Origin of the sequence: Pseudomonas sp. B21-010, assembly GCF_024749325.1 — a bacterium.
Taxonomy (GTDB): domain Bacteria; phylum Pseudomonadota; class Gammaproteobacteria; order Pseudomonadales; family Pseudomonadaceae; genus Aquipseudomonas; species Aquipseudomonas kilonensis.
The window spans coordinates 5,217,550-5,238,632 of sequence record NZ_CP087198.1; the positions used below are offsets into that span (position 1 = coordinate 5,217,550).

15 protein-coding genes are annotated in these 21,083 nt (G+C 61.9%); 6 read left to right on the forward strand and 9 right to left on the reverse strand.

The genetic code is table 11. The features are described from left to right. The first annotated feature begins 143 nt into the window (after positions 1–143). The 6 genes from LOY50_RS23170 (at position 144) to LOY50_RS23195 (ending at position 9,846) form a co-directional block, all read left to right on the forward strand. Complete coding sequence (locus LOY50_RS23170) at positions 144–1,301, forward strand: efflux RND transporter periplasmic adaptor subunit (RefSeq protein ID WP_253477881.1); 1,158 nt, start codon at positions 144–146, stop codon at positions 1,299–1,301. Then, positions 1,298–4,414, forward strand: coding sequence for a multidrug efflux RND transporter permease subunit (locus LOY50_RS23175; RefSeq protein ID WP_258689292.1), 3,117 nt, complete (start codon positions 1,298–1,300; stop codon positions 4,412–4,414). Before LOY50_RS23170 ends, LOY50_RS23175 begins: the two co-directional genes overlap by 4 nt. Positions 4,415–4,423: 9 nt before the next feature. Then, the gene (locus LOY50_RS23180) at positions 4,424–5,107 is read left to right on the forward strand and encodes a heavy metal response regulator transcription factor (protein ID WP_258689293.1); all 684 of its coding nucleotides are present in this window, start codon (positions 4,424–4,426) and stop codon (positions 5,105–5,107) included. Further along, a complete protein-coding gene (locus LOY50_RS23185; protein ID WP_253477889.1) occupies positions 5,094–6,461 on the forward strand; it encodes a heavy metal sensor histidine kinase in 1,368 nt (455 codons plus the stop codon). Before LOY50_RS23180 ends, LOY50_RS23185 begins: the two co-directional genes overlap by 14 nt. 231 nt (positions 6,462–6,692) lie before the next feature. Continuing rightward, positions 6,693–8,189 (forward strand): sensor domain-containing diguanylate cyclase, encoded by a 1,497-nt coding sequence (locus LOY50_RS23190; protein ID WP_258689294.1) that lies wholly within the window; start codon positions 6,693–6,695, stop codon positions 8,187–8,189. Between the two features lie 509 nt (positions 8,190–8,698). Continuing rightward, a protein-coding gene (locus LOY50_RS23195; RefSeq protein ID WP_258689295.1) for an IS3 family transposase occupies positions 8,699–9,846 on the forward strand; the annotation gives its coding sequence in 2 pieces (ribosomal slippage) (positions 8,699–8,954 and positions 8,954–9,846; 1,149 coding nt in all). 739 nt (positions 9,847–10,585) lie between these two features. Here the strand turns inward: LOY50_RS23195 and lpxC are convergent. The 9 genes from lpxC to murD form a co-directional block, all read right to left on the reverse strand. Further along, complete coding sequence (gene lpxC, locus LOY50_RS23200) at positions 10,586–11,497, reverse strand: UDP-3-O-acyl-N-acetylglucosamine deacetylase (RefSeq protein WP_003178240.1); 912 nt, start codon at positions 11,495–11,497, stop codon at positions 10,586–10,588. A 112-nt stretch (positions 11,498–11,609) separates the two neighbouring features. Continuing rightward, entirely contained in the window at positions 11,610–12,803 is a 1,194-nt protein-coding gene (gene ftsZ / locus LOY50_RS23205; RefSeq protein WP_003205341.1) for a cell division protein FtsZ, read from the reverse strand. 98 nt (positions 12,804–12,901) lie between these two features. Next, on the reverse strand, positions 12,902–14,161 hold the full coding sequence (ftsA, locus tag LOY50_RS23210; protein WP_253477895.1) for a cell division protein FtsA: 1,260 nt from the start codon (positions 14,159–14,161) through the stop codon (positions 12,902–12,904). A gap of 15 nt (positions 14,162–14,176) precedes the next feature. Next, on the reverse strand, positions 14,177–15,043 hold the full coding sequence (locus tag LOY50_RS23215; RefSeq protein WP_025215394.1) for a cell division protein FtsQ/DivIB: 867 nt from the start codon (positions 15,041–15,043) through the stop codon (positions 14,177–14,179). 3 nt (positions 15,044–15,046) lie between these two features. After that, positions 15,047–16,012, reverse strand: a complete 966-nt coding sequence (locus LOY50_RS23220; RefSeq protein ID WP_258689298.1) for a D-alanine--D-alanine ligase — start codon at positions 16,010–16,012, stop codon at positions 15,047–15,049. Beyond that, the gene (gene murC / locus LOY50_RS23225) at positions 16,009–17,469 is read right to left on the reverse strand and encodes a UDP-N-acetylmuramate--L-alanine ligase (protein WP_003205345.1); all 1,461 of its coding nucleotides are present in this window, start codon (positions 17,467–17,469) and stop codon (positions 16,009–16,011) included. Before murC ends, LOY50_RS23220 begins: the two co-directional genes overlap by 4 nt. Then, positions 17,462–18,532 carry an undecaprenyldiphospho-muramoylpentapeptide beta-N-acetylglucosaminyltransferase gene (gene murG / locus LOY50_RS23230; protein WP_214512361.1) on the reverse strand — a complete coding sequence of 357 codons (1,071 nt, stop codon included), beginning with the start codon at positions 18,530–18,532 and terminating at the stop codon, positions 17,462–17,464. Before murG ends, murC begins: the two co-directional genes overlap by 8 nt. After that, on the reverse strand, positions 18,522–19,739 hold the full coding sequence (gene ftsW, locus LOY50_RS23235; protein ID WP_408980820.1) for a putative lipid II flippase FtsW: 1,218 nt from the start codon (positions 19,737–19,739) through the stop codon (positions 18,522–18,524). The genes murG and ftsW overlap by 11 nt, the downstream gene beginning before the upstream one ends. Then, complete coding sequence (gene murD / locus LOY50_RS23240) at positions 19,736–21,082, reverse strand: UDP-N-acetylmuramoyl-L-alanine--D-glutamate ligase (protein ID WP_258689299.1); 1,347 nt, start codon at positions 21,080–21,082, stop codon at positions 19,736–19,738. Before murD ends, ftsW begins: the two co-directional genes overlap by 4 nt. Position 21,083: the final 1 nt, after the last annotated feature.

Below are 21,083 nucleotides of genomic sequence, written 5' to 3' on the forward strand. Positions count from 1 at the left end.
TTTCATCTGGCACAACCATTCATCCGACAGCAAGCCAGGACAAAACTGACAAGCCTGTCAGTTAGCCGTCACCTTCCTGACCGGCTCGTAACGCTATATAAGAAAGCTCAGACTCCTGTGTCCCGAACCGGCCTTTCATATCCATGCACACCCAGAAGAAAACCGTCCTGCTCGTCGCGCTGTTGGTCGCCCTGGCGGCCCTCGTCCTCTGGTTTGTGCTCAAGCCCGTGACCGCCAAGCCCAGCGCTCCCGCCGCCGTTCCGGTGCGGGTCGTCAGCGTGGTGCAAAAGGATGTGCCGCGCTTTGCCAGCGGCATCGGTACGGTCCTGTCGCTGCACAGCGTGGTCATCCGGCCGCAGATCGACGGCATCCTCACCCGGCTGCTGGTCAAGGAAGGGCAACTGGTCAAGAAAGGTGACCTGCTGGCGACCATCGACGATCGTTCGATCCGCGCCAGCCTCGACCAGGCCCGGGCCCAGCTCGGCGAGAGCCAGGCGCAACTGGCGGTGGCCCAGGTCAATCTCAAGCGCTACAAATTGCTGAGCGTCGATGACGGCGTCTCGAAGCAGACCTACGACCAGCAACAGGCGCTGGTCAACCAGCTCAAGGCCACCGCCCAGGGTAACCAGGCGGCCATCGACTCGGCGCAGGTGCAACTGTCCTACACCCAGATCCGCTCCCCGGTGAGCGGTCGCGTCGGTATTCGCAATGTGGATGAAGGCAACTTCCTGCGCACCAGCGACACCAATGGCCTGTTCACGGTGACCCAGATCGACCCGATCGCCGTGGAGTTCTCCCTGCCCCAGCAAATGCTGCCCACCTTGCAACGCTTGATCGCGGCGCCCGAGCAAGCCTTGGTCAAGGCCTATATCGGTGCCGATGGCGCTACCGGGGAACTGCTCGGCGAGGGGCGCCTGAGCCTCATCGACAACCAGATCAACGCCAACACCGGGACCCTGCGGGCCAAGGCTGAATTCAACAACGCCGCGCAACGGCTGTGGCCCGGGCAACTGGTGACGCTGAAGATCCAGACCGCCCTCGACAAGGACGCCCTGGTGGTACCTCCCACCGTGGTCCAGCGCGGGCTGGAGCAACACTTCGTGTACCGGATCAAGGGCGACAAGGTCGAGAGCGTGCCGGTGGTCATGGTTTACCAGGACAGCGACATGCACATCATCAAAGGGGTGAACGCTGGCGATCAACTGGTGAGCGACGGTCAGTCGCGGCTCAAGCCAGGCAGCCACATCCAGGTGCTCAGTGATCCGCCCGCCCTGGCCAAGACCTCGGAGCCGCAACCGTGAAGGGCCGCGGCTCGGTTTCAGCGTGGTGCATCGACCACCCCATCGCCACGGTGCTGCTGACGTTTGCCCTGGTACTGCTGGGCGTGATCGCATTTCCTCGGCTGCCCGTCGCGCCGTTGCCGGAGGCCGAATTCCCGACCATCCAGGTTAACGCGCAGTTGCCTGGGGCCAGTCCCGAAACCATGGCCTCGTCAGTGGCGACGCCGCTGGAAGTGCAATTCAGTGCTATTCCCGGCATCACCCAGATGACTTCCAGCAGCGCCCTGGGCTCGACCAACCTGATCCTGCAATTCAGCCTCGATAAAAGCATCGACACCGCCGCCCAGGAAGTGCAGGCGGCGATCAACACCGCCGCCGGCAAACTGCCCAACGACATGCCGAACCTGCCGACCTGGCGCAAGGTCAATCCCGCCGACAGCCCGGTGTTGATCCTCAGCATCAGTTCCTCCCTGATGCCCGGCACCGAGCTGAGCGACTACGTCGAAACCCTGCTCTCGCGCCAGATCAGCCAGATCGACGGCGTAGGACAAATCTATATCTCCGGCCAACAGCGTCCGGCGATCCGGGTCCAGGCCTCGGCTGATCGGCTCGCCGCCATCGGCCTGACCCTGGCAGACATCCGCCTGGCGCTCCAGCAGGCCAGCCTCAACCTGGCCAAGGGCGCCCTGTACGGCGATTCGAGCATTTCCACCCTGTCCACCAACGACCAGTTGTTCCAGCCTGAGGAGTACGGCGAGCTGATCGTGTCCTACAAGGACGGCGCACCGGTTCACCTCAAGGACATCGCCAAGGTCGTCAACGGCTCGGAAAACGCTTACGTCCAGGCCTGGTCCGACAGCGAACCAGGGGTCAACCTGGTGATCTTCCGGCAACCGGGGGCGAACATCGTCGAGACCGTCGACCGCATCCAGGCGGCCCTGCCCACCCTGCAAGCCATGCTGCCCGCCGCCATGCAGGTCAAGGTCCTGATCGACCGCACCCAGACCATCCGCGCCTCGTTGCATGAAGTGGAGATCACCTTGCTGATCGCGGTGCTGCTGGTGGTCGCGGTGATGGCGCTGTTCCTGCGCCAGCTCTCGGCGACCCTGATTGTCTCGGCGGTGCTGGGGGTGTCACTGACCGCCAGTTTCGCCCTGATGTACGTGATGGGCTTCAGCCTGAACAACCTGACCCTGGTGGCGATCGTCATCTCGGTGGGGTTCGTGGTGGACGATGCGATTGTGGTGGTGGAGAACATCCACCGCCACCTGGAGGCCGGCGAAAGCATGCGCGAGGCGGCGATCAAGGGCGCCGGCGAAATCGGCTTCACCGTGGTCTCCATCAGCTTCTCGCTGGTGGCGGCGTTCATTCCGTTGCTGTTCATGGGTGGTGTGGTCGGGCGCCTGTTCAAGGAATTTGCCCTGACCGCCACCTCGACCATCCTGATTTCGGTGGTGGTGTCGCTCACCCTGGCGCCGACCCTGGCCGCGCTGTTCATGCGTGCCCCGGTACATCATGCCCACAGCAAGATGGGATTCGGCGAGCGTCTGCTGGGCTGGTACGAGCACGGCCTGCGTCGGGCCCTGGCCCATCAAAAACTGATGATCGGCGTGTTCGGCCTGACCCTGGCATTGGCGGTGGTGGGCTACGTGTTCATTCCCAAGGGGTTCTTCCCGGTACAGGACACCGGCCTGGTACTGGGCACCAGCGAAGCCGCCGCCGATGTGTCGTTCCCGGACATGGTCGCCAAACACAAGGCCCTGGCCGACATCGTCGCCGCCGACCCGGCGGTGCAGACCTTCTCCCACTCCGTCGGTGTCTCGGGCAACAACCAGACCATCGCCAACGGCCGTTTCTGGATCGCCCTCAAGCCCCGGAACGAGCGTGACGTGTCGGCCAGCGGCTTCATCGACCGGATCCGCCCGCAATTGCTGAAAATCCCCGGCGTGGTGCTGTACCTCAGGGCCGGGCAGGACATCAACCTCAGCTCTGGTCCCAGTCGCGCCCAATATCAATACGTGCTCAAGAGCAACGACGGGCCGAGCCTCAACGCCTGGACGCAAAAGCTCACCGACAAGCTGCGTGGCAACCCGGCGTTCCGTGACATCTCCAACGACCTGCAACTGGGCGGCAGCATCACCCACATCAACATCGATCGCAGCGCGGCGGCGCGCTTCGGCCTCACCGCCACCGATGTCGACCAGGCCCTGTACGACGCCTTCGGCCAACGGCAGATCAATGAGTTCCAGACCGAGACCAACCAGTACAACGTGATCCTGGAGCTCGACACCCAGCAACGCGGCAAGGCCGAAAGCCTGGCGTACTTCTACCTGCGTTCGCCCCTGAGTGGGGAAATGGTGCCGCTCTCGGCCCTGGCCCGCTTCGATGCGCCGAGCAACGGTCCGCTGTCGATTGCCCACGACGGCATGTTCCCGGCCGCCAACCTGTCATTCAACCTGGCGCCCGGCGTGGCCCTGGGAGACGCGGTGCGCCTGCTCGACCAGGCGAAGAACGAAATCGGCATGCCGGCCGCCATCACCGGCAATTTCCAGGGCGCGGCCCAGGCTTTCCAAAGCTCGCTAAAAAGCCAGCCATGGCTGATCCTCGCCGCGCTGGTGGCCGTGTACATCATCCTCGGCGTGCTCTACGAGAGTTTCGTGCACCCGTTGACGATCATCTCGACCCTGCCCTCGGCCGGCCTCGGCGCGCTGATCATGCTCTGGCTGCTGGGCGAGGATTTTTCGATCATGGCCCTGATCGGGCTGGTGCTGCTGATCGGGATCGTCAAGAAGAACGGCATCCTGATGATCGACTTCGCCCTCGACGCCCAGCGCAATAAAGGGCTGGCGCCCCAGGAGGCGATTTTCCAGGCGTGCCTGACACGCTTCCGGCCGATCATGATGACCACTCTGGCGGCCCTGCTCGGTGCCTTGCCGCTGATGCTCGGCTATGGCCCCGGCGCGGAGCTGCGCCAGCCCCTGGGCATCGCGGTGGTGGGCGGCCTGCTGGTGAGCCAGGCGCTGACGCTGTTCACCACACCGGTCATATACTTGTGGCTGGAGCGACTGTTCCATCGGCCCACCCATCAGCCAGGGTCGGCGCCGACGGCGGCGCTGGCGAGCACAGACCACTGAGGCAGGGCCATGCGCGTTCTGATTATCGAAGACGAAGAAAAAACCGCGGACTACCTGCACCGCGGCCTGACCGAACAGGGCTATACCGTGGACGTGGTGCCGGACGGCATCGAGGGGCTGCACCTGGCCCTGGAAACCGACTATGCGGTGATCGTGCTCGACGTGATGCTGCCGGGCCTGGATGGCTTCGGCGTATTGCGGGCCCTGCGCGCCCGCAAGCAGACACCGGTGATCATGCTCACCGCCCGGGAACGGGTCGAGGACCGCATCAAGGGCTTGCGCGACGGCGCCGATGACTACCTGGGCAAGCCTTTCTCCTTCCTCGAACTGGTGGCCCGCCTGCAAGCCCTGACCCGCCGCAGCGGCGGCCATGAGCCGGTGCAGGTGAGCATCGCCGACCTGTGGATCGACCTGATCAGCCGCAAGGCCACACGGGCCGGCCAGCGCCTGGACCTGACGGCCAAGGAGTTCTCCCTGCTCAGCGTCCTGGCCCGCCGCCAGGGTGAAATCCTCTCGAAAACCGCCATTGCCGAAATGGTCTGGGACATCAACTTCGACAGTGACGCCAACGTGGTGGAAGTGGCGATCAAACGCTTGCGAGCCAAGCTCGATGGGCCGTTCGAACAGAAGTTGCTGCACACCATTCGCGGCATGGGCTATGTGCTGGAGAGTCGCGGCGATGAGCGTTCCTGACAGCATCGCCCTGCGCCTGAGCGGCATGTTCACGCTGGTGGCGGCGCTGGTGTTCCTGTTGATCGGTGGCGCTTTATACCAGCAGGTCGCCAAGGGCCTGGGCCTGTTGCCCGAAGCCGAGCTCGATGCCCGCTACAGTGTCCTGGAGTCCACCGTTGGCCGCTACGGCACGCCTGAACACTGGGTGAAGATCAACAACAAGCTGCGACTGCTCGGTGAAGAAGACAAACGCATCCATTTCTGGATCGTCAGCGACGATCCGCGCTTTGAATACGGCGCTCCCGATGCGCAGATCCGTGCCTTTGCCCAGGGCGCCCTGGGTAAGCGCGACCTGACCTTGCCCCGTCGGCACTACCCGATGAAAGTATTGGTGAGCCAATTCCCGGCCAAGGACCAGCGTCCGCCGCTGCGCTTCATGATCGGCATCGACACCCAGACCTTCTACCAGACCCAGCATCGCCTGCTGGTGGCGCTGGTGAGCCTGGCGATTGTCGGTGTGCTTCTGGCTTCATTGCTGGGCTACTGGGTCGCGCGCATCGGCCTCAAGCCGCTGATCAAGCTGTCCGACGAAGCCCGGCGCCTGGCCCCGCCCCGCCTGTCCGGGCGCTTGCAGCTGTCGCCCTTGCCGCCGGAGCTGAGCCAGTTTGTCAGTTCCTTCAACGCCACCCTCGACCGGGTCGAACAGGCTTACTCGCGGCTGGAATCGTTCAACGCCGACGTCGCCCATGAATTGCGCTCGCCCCTGACCAACCTGATCGGCCAGACCCAGGTTGCGCTGACCCGTGGGCGCTCGGCCGAACACTACTTCGAAGTGCTGCAATCGAATCTCGAGGAGTTGGAGCGGCTGCGTTCGATCATCAACGACATGCTGTTCCTGGCCAGCGCCGACCAAGGCAGCAAGGCCACCAAACTGACCAGCACCTCCCTGGCCGGCGAAGTGGCAACCACCCTCGACTACCTGGACTTCATTCTCGAAGACGCCCAGGTCCAGGTCCGGGTCAGCGGCGACGCCCAGGCCAACATCGAGATCGCCCACCTGCGGCGGGCGCTGATCAACCTGCTGAGCAACGCCGTACAGCACACCGCGCCCGGGCAAGTGATCGACGTGCACATCGAAGCCCTTGGCGACCAGATCACCCTCGCGGTCACCAACCCCGGCGAACCGATTGCCGGCGAGCACCTGCCACGCCTGTTCGAACGTTTCTATCGCGTCGATGCCTCGCGTAGCAACAGTGGCGCCAACCATGGGCTGGGGCTGGCCATCGTCAAGGCAATCGCGCTGATGCATGGCGGGGACGTATTCGTGCGCAGTGACCAGGGCACCAACACGTTCGGGATCCGCTTACCAGCCTGAGGCCGCCACAAGGTTCGATCTTTTCCAGCATTGAATGCTGGGCGAAAGCCAACTCGACCAAAATCGACAGATCGCAGCCTTCGGCCGCTCCTACCCGGTTATTGCGCAAACACTGATTGCCCGCCTTCACCGATCCAAGCACAATCAGCAAAAGGCCAGCATCTGGTTCATTGCCGGTTTGCAATCCTTTGGGACGGATCCCAGCCACATCACAATGCAGACATCGGACCCATGAGCGCGCGCAGTGCGACACCCGGCAACACCCCGTCCTCGATACGTTCAGAACGGGTACTCGTACTGGCCAGTTCGCTGGTTGTCATTGCGATCCTGAGCATCGTGACGTCCCTGCTGATTCGCGAACATGCCGCCGCACAACAGGCCGCAACACGTGCGGCGACCAATATCGTGCAACTGATTGACGCCGATGTGCTGCGTAACGCGGAGCTCTACGATCTGTCGCTGCAAGGTTTGGTCGCGGCCGCCAAACGCGAAGACCTGAAAGACGTTTCGCCGACGATCCGCCATCTGGCGCTATTCGACCGCGCCACCGCCGCCCCTTATAAAGGCGACATCCTGCTGCTGGACAAACACGGCAATGTGATCGCTGACTCCGCCTCGATCACGCCGCGTATAGGCAACTATGCCGATCGGGAGTACTTCCAGTCCCATATCCAGGATCCAAACCCGGGCATGATGATCAGCCGCCCGTTCCGCTCCAGAAGTCATGGGCAGGAATGGCGCATCAGTTTCAGCTATCGATTGAGCGATGAACGGGGTGAGTTCATGGGCGTGGCCGAGGCCGCGATGCGCCTGAGCTACTTCAACCAATTGTTCAAGAGCCTGAACATTGGTCATGGCGGCACGGTCAACCTGGTCAGCCGCGACGGGATTGTGTTGGCCCAGGAACCGCCTCTGGCCGACAACATGATTGGCAAGGATTTCAGCAACCGACCGAACTTCGTACGCATCCTGCGCGAAGGTAACGGCAGTTTTACCAGCATTTCCAGTGTCGATCAGACCCAGCGCCTGTACACCTTTTCCCAGGTGGGCAACCTGCCACTGATCGTCGTGGTGGCGCTCTCCTCCCAAGAGGTCTTCGCGTCCTGGCAACGCACGGCCTTGTTGGTCAGTGGCGCCACCGGCGCGCTGTGCATCGGTTTGCTCTGGCTCACCTGGCTGCTGCGCCGCGAATTGCGACGCCGCTACAGAGCTGAACGGGAATTGGCCCAACTGGCATCCGTCGACTCTCTTACAGGACTGGCCAACCGACGAACACTGGACGAGACGTTGCAACAGGAATGGCTGCGCGCCCAACGTTCGGGCCAACCGTTGTCTGTGCTGATGATCGATGCCGATCACTTCAAGGCATTCAATGATCGCCATGGTCATCAACAGGGTGACGAGGCCCTGCGCACCTTGGCGCAATTGATCAGCCAGCATGTGCGACGCCCCGCCGACCTGGCGGCGCGCTACGGTGGTGAAGAGTTCTCGGTGGTGCTGCCGGAAACCACCACCGCCGGTGCGTTCACCATGGCCCAGAACATTCGCGAAGCGGTTGAACAGCTGCTACCTGTGACCGAGGGGGAAGCGCCGATGACGGTCAGTATCGGCATCGCCACTTGGGTAAACGGGCCGTATGGCGAGCTCCAACAACTTTTGTTCGCCGCGGACAAGGCGCTTTACCAGGCCAAGGCCAGTGGGCGTAATCGTGTGGTTTGCGCGATGTGACGCTTCCCTCTGTGGCTGTTCACTTAGTGTGTATATCCGTTGCTGCGGTAACGGCCACTGGCGGTTCCGCTCTTACAGCGGGTCACTTTCGAAAAGCCCGGAAGCCGGCCCAGTCGAAAGTAACCAAAGCGCTTCTGCCCCACCACTCGGTGCCTCGCCTAGGCTCGGCATGCCTGAACGAAGGCATTGCTCCGTGGGCCGCCGCGAGGCGGCCTAACAGCCGACCTGGTTCTCCTGGTCGTACACCTGTCAGATCTGTGGGAGCAAAGCTTGCTCGCGATGAGGCCAGCAAGCCCAACATCCATGTGACTGAACCACCGCCATCGCGAGCAAGCTCGCTCCCACATCCAATCTTCAGCGGACACAAAATTCATATCCAAAACAGACCTCCTGTGGGAGCGAGCTCGCTCGCGATGAGGCCAGCAAGCCCAACATCCATGTGACTGTGAGCTGGTCTAATAGTCCCGGACACCTCAATAGGTGAAACTACACCTATTGAGGAGTATTCCATGACCAAGAAGTACAGAAAATTCGACGCCGCTTTCAAGCTAAGAGTCTGCAAGATGATTGTTGACCAGGGCCTGAGCGTGAACTCCGTTTGTACCGATTTAGACTTGAGTGACACGGCCGTGCGCCGCTGGGTCCAGCAGTACCAAGCCGAGCAGTTAGGTGGTACAGGGATTGGCAAACCGTTAACCAGCGAGCAACAGCGTATTCGTCAGCTTGAGCAGCAGATCCGCGAGCTGAAGACGGACAACGACATATTAAAAAAAGCTACGGCCTTCTTTGCCCGCGAATTGAAGTGATCCACCAATTGGTTCACCAAATGCAATGCAAGGCCTACTCGCTAATACGTATCTGCCGGGTTTTGCGGATCAGCCGTTCGGGGTTCTATGAAGCTCGTCAGCGGTCTTTTAAGCCAAAAGCTGTCTGTCCGATTGCAGCTCGGGTCAAAGCTACGTTCATGACCAATGAGCACTGTTATGGCAGTCGTCGGGTGATGAAAGCGCTGCGTAGCGATGGCGTATCCATTGGGCGGCACAAGGTCCGTCGGCTGATGAAACAACAGGATTTACGCCCGATCTGGAAGCGCAAGTTCGTTCATACCACCGACAGTAATCATAATTTCCCGGTAGCTGAGAACCTGCTCAACCGCCAGTTCAACCCCGAGCAGATCAACCAATCATGGGTTGCTGACATCACTTATATTCGCACCCGAAGCGGCTGGCTGTACTTGGCGGCTGTCATGGATTTGTATTCACGCAAGATCGTGGGCTGGGCCATGGCACCGCATATGCGCGCAGAGTTGGTGTGCGGCGCTATGCAACTGGCCATCACACAGAGACAGCCTGAACCGGGTCTGATCGCGCACTCAGATCGGGGCAGCCAGTATGCAGGCGTTACTTACCAAACCTTGCTGACACGACATGGCTTGCGCTGCAGCATGAGCCGCAAGGGCAACTGCTGGGACAACGCAGTCATGGAGCGTTTCTTCTTGAACCTGAAGATGGAGCGCGTTTGGAGGAAAGACTATGCCAACCATGATGAAGCAATCAAGGACGTCACGGATTACATTGTGCGGTTCTACAATGAACGACGAATGCATTCATCGTTAGACTATTTGCCGCCCAATCAGTACGAGCGGCAAACAGCCTGAAAACACCGATTGAGGTGTCCGGAAAAAGTTGACCACCTCACTGAACCACCGCCATCGCGAGCAAGCTCGCTCCCACATCCAATCTTCAGCGGACACAAAATTCATATCCAAAACAGACCTCCTGTGGGAGCGAGCTCGCTCGCGATGAGGCCAGCAAGCCCAACATCCATGTGACTGAACCACCGCCATCGCGAGCAAGCTCGCTCCCACATCCAATCTTCAGCGGACACAAAATTCATATCCAAAACAGACCTCCTGTGGGAGCGAGCTTGCTCGCGATGAGGCCAGCAAGCCCAACATCCATGTGACTGAACCACCGCCATCGCGAGCAAGCTCGCTCCCACAGGTGGAACGCGGTCCAACCAAGAACCAGGTCGGCTGTTAGGCCGCCTCGCGGTGGACGTTGATCTCGGCGCCCCGTTAACCACGCTGGCCGAACGCAGGCATTGCGCAGTGGGCATCCCGGCATGGATGCCGGGATAGCCGCGCTGGGCCATGGATGGCCCTTCGCGGCGGGCCCACGGAGCAATGCCGGAGTGAGGGCACACCGAGCCTAGGCGAGGTGCCGAGTGGTGGGGCAGAAGCGTTTTGGTTACTTTTGCGCTTCTCAAAAGTGACCCGCCGTAAGGGCGGAACCCTAAGCCGCCGTTACCAAAAAAACGGATATACACACAAAAAAAGCGCCCATAAAAAAAGGCCACCCAAAGGCAGCCTTCAAAAACTAGAGAGGTTTTTTTGCCTACACGGCCGCAACAGGGCGCATGTAGGAGATTGGCGCGGTGCTGGCGTCTTCGAACGTCACGACTTCCCAAGCATCTTTCTGCTCAATCAACTTGCGCAGCAGCTGGTTGTTCAGTGCATGGCCGGACTTGAACCCCTTGAACTCACCAATCAGGCTATTGCCCAGCAGGTAGAGGTCGCCGATTGCATCGAGGATCTTGTGTTTGACGAATTCGTCTTCATAGCGAAGGCCGTCTTCGTTCAATACACCATCGGAATCGACCACGATCGCGTTTTCAACACTGCCGCCGAGTGCGAGGTTGTGCTTGCGCAGGTACTCGATGTCACTCATGAAACCAAAGGTACGGGCGCGGCTGACTTCTTTTACGAACGAAGTGCTGGAAAAATCCACGCTTGCACTCTGGGTGCGGTCACGGAAAACCGGGTGATCGAAATCGATCTCGAAGCTCACCTTGAAACCTTCGAAAGGGACGAAAGTGGCGCGCTTGTCGCCGTCTTCCACTGTCACTTCCCGCAGGATACGGATGAACTTCTTGGCTGCGTCCTGCTCTTCCAGGCCAGCCGATTGAATCAGGAATACAAAGGGTCCGGCACTGCCATCCATGATCGGGACTTCGGACGCGGAGAGCTCGACGTAGGCGTTATCGATGCCCAGGCCAGCCATGGCCGAGAGCAAATGCTCCACCGTATCCACTTTGGTGTCACCGTTGACCAATGTGGTCGACATAGTGGTTTCACCAACGTTTTCCGCGCGAGCAGGAATCTGCACCACAGGGTCGAGGTCGGCACGACAAAACACAATGCCGGTATCGATAGGCGCGGGCTTGAGGGTCAGGTAGACCTTCTCGCCGGAGTGCAAGCCGACACCTGTGGCACGGATAATATTCTTCAGGGTGCGTTGTTTAATCATGGCATGGGCCGCTTCAGCGCAAATTGCGAACTGGTATCAACAAAGGCTGGCGATGATAGCAGACCAGACCTTTGCTGAACACCAATCACCCGTATCCCCCTGATACATTTCATCAATCGGCCTGACGACGCAGGAAAGCCGGGATGTCCAGGTAATCCAGATCGTCTTGCGGATTCATCTTCGCGGCAGTCGCAGTACCGGCCTGGGCCTGGTTGCGCATGACGGTCGGACGGTCCAGGTCACGGTAGTTCACCGCAGGCGCTTCCTGACGCGAAGCCACTTGTTGTTGCGGTTGCGAAGCCATGGAAGTGTGAACGGTGTTGTCGATGACCTTCACAGGCTTCTCGATTTTCGCGCCCAGGCCCGTGGCAACCACGGTAACGTGCAGCTCGTCGCGCATGTCCGGATCGATAACGGTACCGACCTTGACCATCGCGTGCTCGGAAGCGAAGGCTTCGATGATGCTACCCACGTCGGAGTACTCACCCAGGGACAGGTCAGGACCGGCGGTGATGTTCACCAGGATACCGCGTGCACCTTGCAGGTTCACGTCTTCGAGCAACGGGTTGCGGATGGCCGCTTCGGTGGCCTCGCGTGCACGGTTCGGACCGCTGGCGCAGCCAGTGCCCATCATTGCCATGCCCATTTCGCTCATGACAGTCCGTACGTCGGCAAAGTCGACGTTGATCATGCCTGGACGCTTGATGATGTCGGAGATACCGCGAACGGCACCGGCCAGTACGTCGTCAGCCTTGGCGAAAGCCGACAGCAGGCTTGCGTCTTTACCCAGGATGGTCAGCAGCTTCTCGTTGGGAATGGTGATCAACGAGTCGACGCTTTCAGACAGCAGACGGATACCTTCGTCGGCGATCTGCATACGCTTGCGGCCTTCGAAAGGGAACGGACGAGTCACCACCGCAACGGTGAGGATCCCCATTTCCTTGGCCACTTCGGCAATGATCGGCGCCGCACCAGTACCGGTGCCGCCGCCCATGCCCGTGGTGATGAACACCATGTTGGTGCCTTGCAGGACTTCAGCGATGCGCTCACGGTCTTCGAGAGCGGCCTGACGACCGACTTCCGGGTTGGCGCCGGCGCCCAGGCCTTTGGTCACGCCAGTGCCCAATTGCAGGATGGTCCGCGCGCCGATGGATTTCAGCGCCTGGGCATCAGTGTTGGCGCAGATGAATTCAACGCCTTCAATGTTGCTCTTGACCATGTGGTTGACAGCGTTGCCGCCGCCACCGCCGACACCGATTACTTTGATAACCGGGCTAGCGGGGATGTTGTCTACGAGTTCGAACATTTTCCCTCTCCTTTCATTCTCTAGTTTTTTCGCCTACTGCGTTTGCCGCGTCTTCCAGCGCCAAGCCTGAAACTTGCCGCGTGAAGCTTTGAAACTGTTTAAAAGTTGCCTTTGACCCAAGCCTTGAGCTGCTCGAACAGCGGAGCCTTCGGCTCGTCGCTGCTGTAGCTGTCGCGGCTGCCAATCCCTGAAAACGAAATCCCGTCGGACTGTTTCTGCAGGCCGTACATCAACAGGCCCACGCCGGTGGAATAAATCGGGTTGCGGACCACGTCATCCAGGCCCTTGATGCCATGGGGCACGCCCAGGCGCACCGGCATGTGGAAAATCTCTTCGGCCAGCTCGACCGCGCCTTCCATCTTCGACGTACCGCCGGTCAGCACGATGCCGGCCGGGATCAGGTCTTCGTAGCCACTGCGACGCAGTTCGGCCTGGATCAGCGTGAACAGCTCGTCGTAACGCGGCTCGACCACTTCGGCCAGGGCCTGGCGCGACAGTTCGCGCGGTGGACGGTCGCCGACGCTTGGCACCTTGATGGTTTCGCCGGCACCGGCCAGCTTCGCCAGGGCGCAGGCGTAACGGATCTTGATTTCCTCGGCGTACTGGGTCGGGGTGCGCAACGCCATGGCGATGTCGTTGGTCACCTGGTCACCGGCAATCGGGATCACCGCCGTGTGGCGAATGGCGCCTTCGGTGAAGATCGCGATGTCGGTGGTACCGCCGCCGATGTCCACCAGGCACACGCCCAGCTCTTTCTCGTCGTCGGTCAGCACCGAGTAGGCCGAAGCCAGTTGCTCGAGGATGATGTCGTCGATTTCCAGGCCGCAGCGGCGCACGCATTTCTCGATGTTCTGCGCCGCGTTCACCGCACAGGTCACCACGTGGACCTTGGCTTCCAGGCGCACGCCGGACATGCCCAGGGGTTCGCGCACGCCTTCCTGGTTATCGATCACGTAATCCTGCGGCAGGGTGTGCAGCACACGCTGGTCGGCCGGGATCGCCACGGCCTGGGCCGCGTCGAGTACGCGCTCAAGGTCGGCGGAGCTGACTTCGCGATCACGAATCGCCACGATGCCGTGGGAGTTCAGGCTGCGGATGTGATTGCCCGCCACGCCGACGAACGCCGAGTGGATCCGGCAACCGGCCATCAGCTGCGCCTCTTCGATGGCGCGCTGGATCGATTGCACGGTGGACTCGATGTTCACCACCACGCCTTTTTTCAAGCCGCGGGACGGGTGTGTACCGATCCCGACGATGACCAGCGTGCCGTCGTCCGCGACTTCGCCTACCAGCGCCACCACCTTGGAAGTGCCGATATCGAGACCGACGATCATTTTCCCGCTTTGCACGTTTGCCATGGGTCCTGCCTCTTCTTAATTCTTCGCGACGGCGGGTGCGGCCGTCGTGGGCGCTACAGGTTCCCGCCAGCCAACAGCCAGGCCGTTGGCGTAGCGCAGATCGATGCGCGCAATGTTCGTAATCTGTTCTTTAAGCGTCTTGTCATAGATGGCGATGAAGCGGCGCATCTTTTCCACCAGGTTGCCGCGACCGAGCAACAGCTCGATGCCCGGCCCCGAGCTACCCGCGCCAGTGGTCAAAAACCAACTGCCGCGCTCACGCAATTCCAGGCGCGCGATGGAGAAGCCCAATGGCCGCAACATCTGGCTCAACACCTGGTATTGCTGCATCACTTGCTGCTGGGCCCGCTGTGGGCCGAACAGTTGTGGCAAATGTTCATAGTTGGCCAGTTCCCGCGGCGTAAACGCCTGGCCCTGGTTGTTCAACAACGACTCGTCGCCCCAACGGGCCACCGGCAATTGCTCTTCCAGGCGGATCGACACCTGGTCAGGCCACACCCGGCGGACTTCGGCGTGGGCGATCCAAGGCATCTGTTCCAGCTCCGTGCGCATGCCCGCCAGGTCGATGGTGAAGAAACTCGACGCGACGAACGGAGCGATCCGCTGCTGCACGGCCTGCTGACTGATGTAGCTCAGGTCGCCCTGGACGTTGATCCGGGCGATCGGCCGGTCGGCATAAGGCAGCAACCGTTGCGCGCCTTCATACGTACCGAACCCCAACGCCACCAGCAGCACCGGCCAGAACAAGCTCTTGAGAAAACCAAAATTGGCTTTCGGCAAGCGCGCCGACATCGGCTCTTTGGCCACCATTCGGCTGGCACCCCGCGGCACCGGCTTGCGACCGGGAGCGGATGGCTGATGACGAAGCGATGCGCCTTGCATGGCTTAACCTCTTGGCTCTTGATGGCCGACACTGGCGGCCAGGATCGACACCACCAGTTGCTGGAAATCCAGACCGGCGGCGCGAGCCGCCATCGGCACCAGGCTGTGGTCGGTCATACCAGGTGCGGTGTTGACTTCCAGGAACCAGAACTGCCCATCGGCGTCCTGCATCACGTCTGCCCTGCCCCAACCGGCAATACCCAGCGCCTCACAGGCCTTGGCCGTGAGGTCCATCAGTTGTTTTTCCTTGGCGGCGTCCAGCCCGCAGGGAATGCGGTACTGGGTATCGTTGGCGACGTACTTGGCGTCGTAGTCATAGAACGTGTGGGGCGTGCCCAGCGCAATCGGGGGCAACACCTGGTCACGCAGGGTGGCGATGGTGAACTCGGGACCGGAGATCCATTGTTCGACCAACACTTGCGAATCGTAGGAACTGGCGTCTTTCCATGCCGCGGTCAACTCAGGCAGCGAATTCACTTTCGCCATGCCGATACTTGAACCTTCATGGGCCGGTTTGACGATCAAAGGGAAGCCCAGTTCCGTGGCCGCCGAAATACAATCGGCCTCGGACGCCAGCACGGCGTGACGCGGTGTTGGAATGCCAAGGCTGTGCCAGACCTGCTTGGTGCGCAGCTTGTCCATCGCCAGGGCGGAAGCCAGGATGCCGCTGCCGGTGTAAGGAATGCCCAGGCACTCGAGCAGGCCTTGCATGCTGCCATCTTCGCCGCCACGGCCGTGCAGGATGATGAACGCACGGTCGATTTTTTCGCTCAGCAGGCGCTGCAGGAAATCGTCGCCCACGTCGATGCCGAATGCGTCGACGCCGGCGCTTTGCAGGGCGTGCAGCACGGCGTTGCCGGACTTGAGGGACACCTCGCGCTCGGCGCTCTTGCCGCCGAACAGCACGGCAACGCGGCCGAAGGCTTTCGGATCAAGGGTCGAGACCAGGTTGGCGTAGGCAGCAGTCATTTCAATTTCCCCTCGCTGGAAGCCACGATTGCCCCGGCGAATAACGGACTGTTCAACAGTTTCGGGGCCAGGCCCCCAATGTCACCGGCACCCTGGCACAGCAGGATGTCGCCGGCGCGCAGCAGCGGCTTGACCAACGGCGCGAGGTCCACGCCGCGTTCGATGTAGATCGGGTCCAACTGGCCGCGCTGGCGAATGCTGTGGCACAGCTGGCGGCTGTCAGCCCCCGGGATCGGCTCTTCACCGGCCGGGTAGACTTCCATCAGCAGCAGTACGTTGGCGTCGGCCAGCACCTGGACGAAATCGTCGTACAGGTCGCGGGTGCGGCTGTAGCGGTGCGGCTGGTAGACCATCACCAGGCGCCGCTCCGGCCAGCCACCGCGCACGGCCTTGATCACCGCCGCGACTTCGGTCGGGTGGTGGCCGTAGTCGTCCACCAGCATCACGTTGCCGCCGTCCACCGGCAGTTCGCCGTAGACCTGGAAACGTCGGCCCACGCCCTGGAACCCGGACAGGCCCTGGACAATGGCTTCATCGCTGACGCCTTCGTCGGTGGCGATGCAGATGGTGGCCAAGGCATTGAGTACGTTGTGATTGCCGGGCATGTTCACCGACACATCCAACGGCTCGCGATCAGGGCGCAGCACGGTAAAGAACGTCTGCATGCCCTGCTGGCGCACGTTGATGGCGCGCACGTCGGCTTCTTCGCCAAAACCGTAGGTCATGGTCGGACGCTTGATCAGCGGAAGGATTTCACGCACCACCGGGTCGTCCAGGCACACCACCGCCAAACCGTAGAACGGCAGGTTGTGCAGGAACTCGACGAAGGTTTTCTTCAGTTTGTTGAAGTCACCGTCGTAGGTCGCCATGTGGTCGGCGTCGATGTTGGTGACCACGGCCACCAGCGGTTGCAGGTGCAGGAAGCTCGCATCGCTCTCGTCGGCTTCGGCGATCAGGTAGCGGCTGGTGCCCAGCTGGGCATTGGTGCCCGCAGCGTTCAGACGACCACCGATCACGAAAGTCGGGTCCAGGCCACCGGCCGCGAACACCGAGGCGATCAGGCTGGTGGTGGTGGTCTTGCCGTGGGTACCGGCGACGGCGATGCCGTGGCGATAGCGCATCAGCTCGGCCAGCATCTCGGCCCGTGGCACCACGGGGATACGGCGCTCCAGGGCAGTGGCGACTTCCGGGTTGGAGGTGTTCACGGCACTGGAAACCACCAGCACGTCGGCATTGGCGGCGTTCTCGGCACGGTGGCCGATAAAGATCTGCGCACCGAAGGATTCCAGGCGCTCGGTGACCGGGGAGGCCTTCAGGTCGGAACCCGAGACCTGGTAACCCAGGTTCAGCAGCACCTCGGCGATCCCGCACATGCCCACGCCGCCGATACCGACGAAGTGGATGCGGCGGATACGGCGCATTTCCGGTTGCGGCATGGCTTTGCGATTCTCAACCATGGGCCACCTCCAGGCAGGTATCGACCACTTGGGTCGTGGCATCGGGTTTGGCCAGGCGGCGTGCGGCGCGGGCCATGTCTTCAAGTCGTTGCGGCTGCATCAAAACCTCTGTCAGGCGGGCGGCAAGATCCGCGGCACCAGTCGTTCTTTGCGGCATCAGGAAGGCAGCGCCTTCACGGGCCAAATAATCGGCGTTACGGGTCTGGTGATCGTCGATGGCGTGAGGCAAAGGCACCAGCATCGAGGGCAGACCGGCGGCAGCCAGTTCACTGATGGTCAGCGCGCCTGCGCGGCAGACCACCAGGTCGGCCCAGCCATAGGCTTGGGCCATGTCTTTGATGAAAGGCTGCACTTGCGCCTCGACGCCAACGGCGCGGTAGCGCTCGGCGGTCACTTCATCGTGGTTTTTGCCGGCCTGGTGAAACACTTCCGGGCGCAGTTCGGGGGCGACCTGCGACAGGGCTTCGGGCAGCAATTTGTTCAACGGTTCGGCCCCCAGGCTTCCGCCCAGGACCAGCAAACGCGCTTTGCGTCCAGCCAGGGCCGGGCGCGGTGTATCGAAAAACAGCTCGGTACGCACCGGATTACCAGTGGTGCGGCGGCTGCCCGACAGGGTAAAGGTGTCGGGAAAGGCTTCACAGACCCGGGCGGCCAACGGCACCAGTAACCGATTGGCGGTACCGGCCACGGCGTTCTGCTCGTGAACGATCACCGGCACACCGGCCAATTTCGCCGCAACACCGCCAGGACCGGTCACATAACCGCCAAACCCGACCACGCACACCGGGCGCAACCGACGGATGATCGCCCGCGCCTGCCAGACCGACTTGAGCAGCATCAGCGGCGCCTTGAGCAACGACAACTTGCCCTTGCCCCGCAGGCCGCTGGCGTCGATCCGGTGCAGCTCAAGGCCGGCAGCTGGCACCAGTTCGTTCTCGATGCCCCGTGGCGTGCCCAGCCAGTGCACGGTGTAGCCGCGCGCCTGGAACTCCCGGGCACAGGCCAGCGCCGGGAATACGTGCCCGCCGGTACCACCCGCCATGATCAGCACATTAGCGCCCATGAGTCGGCTCCTCGGCGAAGTCGCTCTCTTGAAACTCCATCTCTTCGCTGCCCAGGTGGGTTCGACTCTCCCATTCGATGCGCAACAACAGGCCGAGACAGGCGCAGCAGATCACCAGGGAGCTGCCGCCATAACTGAGGAACGGCAGCGTCAAACCCTTGGTCGGCAGCAGGCCGACGTTCACGCCGATGTTGATCAGGAACTGGCCGATCCACAGGAACGACAAGCCATACGCCACGTAAGCGGCAAAAAACTGCTTGGCCTTCTCGGCCCACAAGCCGATGTACATGCCGCGCACGCAGACGAATACGAACAAGGCAACGGTGCACAAGGAGCCGACCACGCCCAGCTCTTCGGCCAATACCGAGAACACGAAGTCAGTGTGGGCTTCCGGCAGGTAGAACTGCTTCTGCACGCTGTTGCCCAGGCCTACGCCCAGCCATTCGCCGCGACCGAAGGCGATCAGCGCCTGGGTCAATTGATAGCCGGAACCGAACTGGTCGGCCCACGGGTCGGTAAAGGTGATCAAACGCGCCATCCGATAGGGTTGCGCCTGCACCAGCACCGTCACGGCGGCAACCGCCAGCGCCACCATCAGGGTGAACCGGAACAGCCCGACGCCGCCCAGGAACAGCATGGCCGCCGCCGCGCCCATCATCACCACCGTGGCGCCGAAGTCCGGCTCCATCAGCAGCAGGCCCGCCATCGGCAGCAACACGATGAATGGCTTGAAGAACCCCATCCAGCTCTCGCGCACTTCTTTCTGGCGACGCACCAGGTAACCGGCGAGGTAGATCACCACAAAGACCTTGGCGATCTCCGAAGGCTGAACGTTGAAGAAACTGAAGCCGATCCAGCGCATCGAGCCGTTGACCTCGCGGCCGATGCCCGGCAACAGCACCATCACCAACAGGCCGAAGGCACCGAGCAGCATCATCCAGCCCAGGCGCTGCCAGGTGGCGATCGGCACCATCATGGTGACGACGCACGCACCCAAGCCGATCACCAGGTAAACCAAGTGGCGGATCATGTGGTAAAGCGTGTTGCCCGACTGCACGGCGGCCACTTCCGACGACGCGGACGTGATCATCACCAGGCCAAGGCCCAGCAAGGCCAGGCAACCGGCAAGCATCGGGAAATCCAGGTCGATGCCGCGCCCAGTGATCAGCGGCGACGGGTACGGCTTGATGATGTTCATCAGGCTCATGCCAAGTCCTCCGCGGCCCGGGCGAACAGCTGCCCGCGCTCTTCATAGTTCTTGAACATGTCGAAACTGGCGCAGGCCGGCGACAACAGCACCGCATCGCCTGGTTGCGCAAGGGCGCGGCACTGTTGCACCGCCTCGTCCAGCGAACCGACCCGAACCAGCGGCACGGCATCGCCGAGGGCCTGGGCGATCAATTCACGGTCACGGCCCATCAGCACCACGGCACGGCAGTTGGCCGCCACCGGGTCGCGCAGGTCCTTGAAGTCGGCGCCCTTGCCGTCGCCGCCGGCGACCAGCACGAGCTTGCCTTCGATGTCCGCGCCCAGCCCTTCGATGGCCGCCAGTGCGGCACCGACATTGGTGGCCTTGGAGTCGTTGTACCAAGCCACGCCGTCCAGGTCGCGCACCCACTGGCAGCGGTGCTCAAGACCGGCAAAGGTACGCAGGGCCGAGAGCATGGCGTCGAACGGCAGGCCGACCGCATGCCCCAGGGCCAGCGCGGCCAGGGCATTGGCCTGGTTGTGGGCGCCACGAATCTTCAGTTCGCGCACCGGCATCAGGTTCTGGAATTCGAAGGCCAGGTATTTCTCGCCATTCTCTTCGCGCAGCCCGAAGCCTTTGAAGTCCGGCACGCCCAGGCCGAAGGACCAGCACGGCATGCCCTCGCCCAACAACGGACGAGTCAGGGCGTCCTGGCGGTTGAACACCACTTGCCGGGCACCACGGAAGATCCGGTGCTTGGCCAGGTGATAAGCCGGCAGGCCGCTGTAGCGGTCCATGTGGTCTTCGCTGACATTGAGCACGGTCGCCACTTCGGCGCCCAGGTGGTCGGTGGTTTCCAGCTGGAAGCTCGATAGCTCCATCACGTACAGCTCGACGTCGTCACTGAGCAGGTCCAGCGCCGGGGTACCGAGGTTGCCGCCCACGGCGACGCGCTTGCCGGCCGCCGCGGCCATCTCGCCCACCAGGGTCGTGACAGTGCTCTTGGCATTGGAACCGCTGATGGCGACGATCGGCGCCTTGGCGTTACGCGCGAACAGCTCGATGTCGCCGGACAATTTCACGCCACGGGCAGCGGCCGCCTGCAGGGCTGGAGTCGCCAGGGCCAGGCCGGGGCTCACGTAGAGCTCATCGGCGCGGCACAGGAATTCGACGTCCAACTCGCCACAACGCACGTCCACCTGCGGATAGTCACGGCGCAGCGTGGCCAGCTCAGGTGGATTTTCCCGCGTATCGGCGACGGCAAACGACACACCCCGGCTCGCCAGGAAGCGAACCAGGGACATGCCGCTCTTGCCGAGGCCGACAACGATGCGGAAGTGGTCAGAAGCGATCAGGGACACT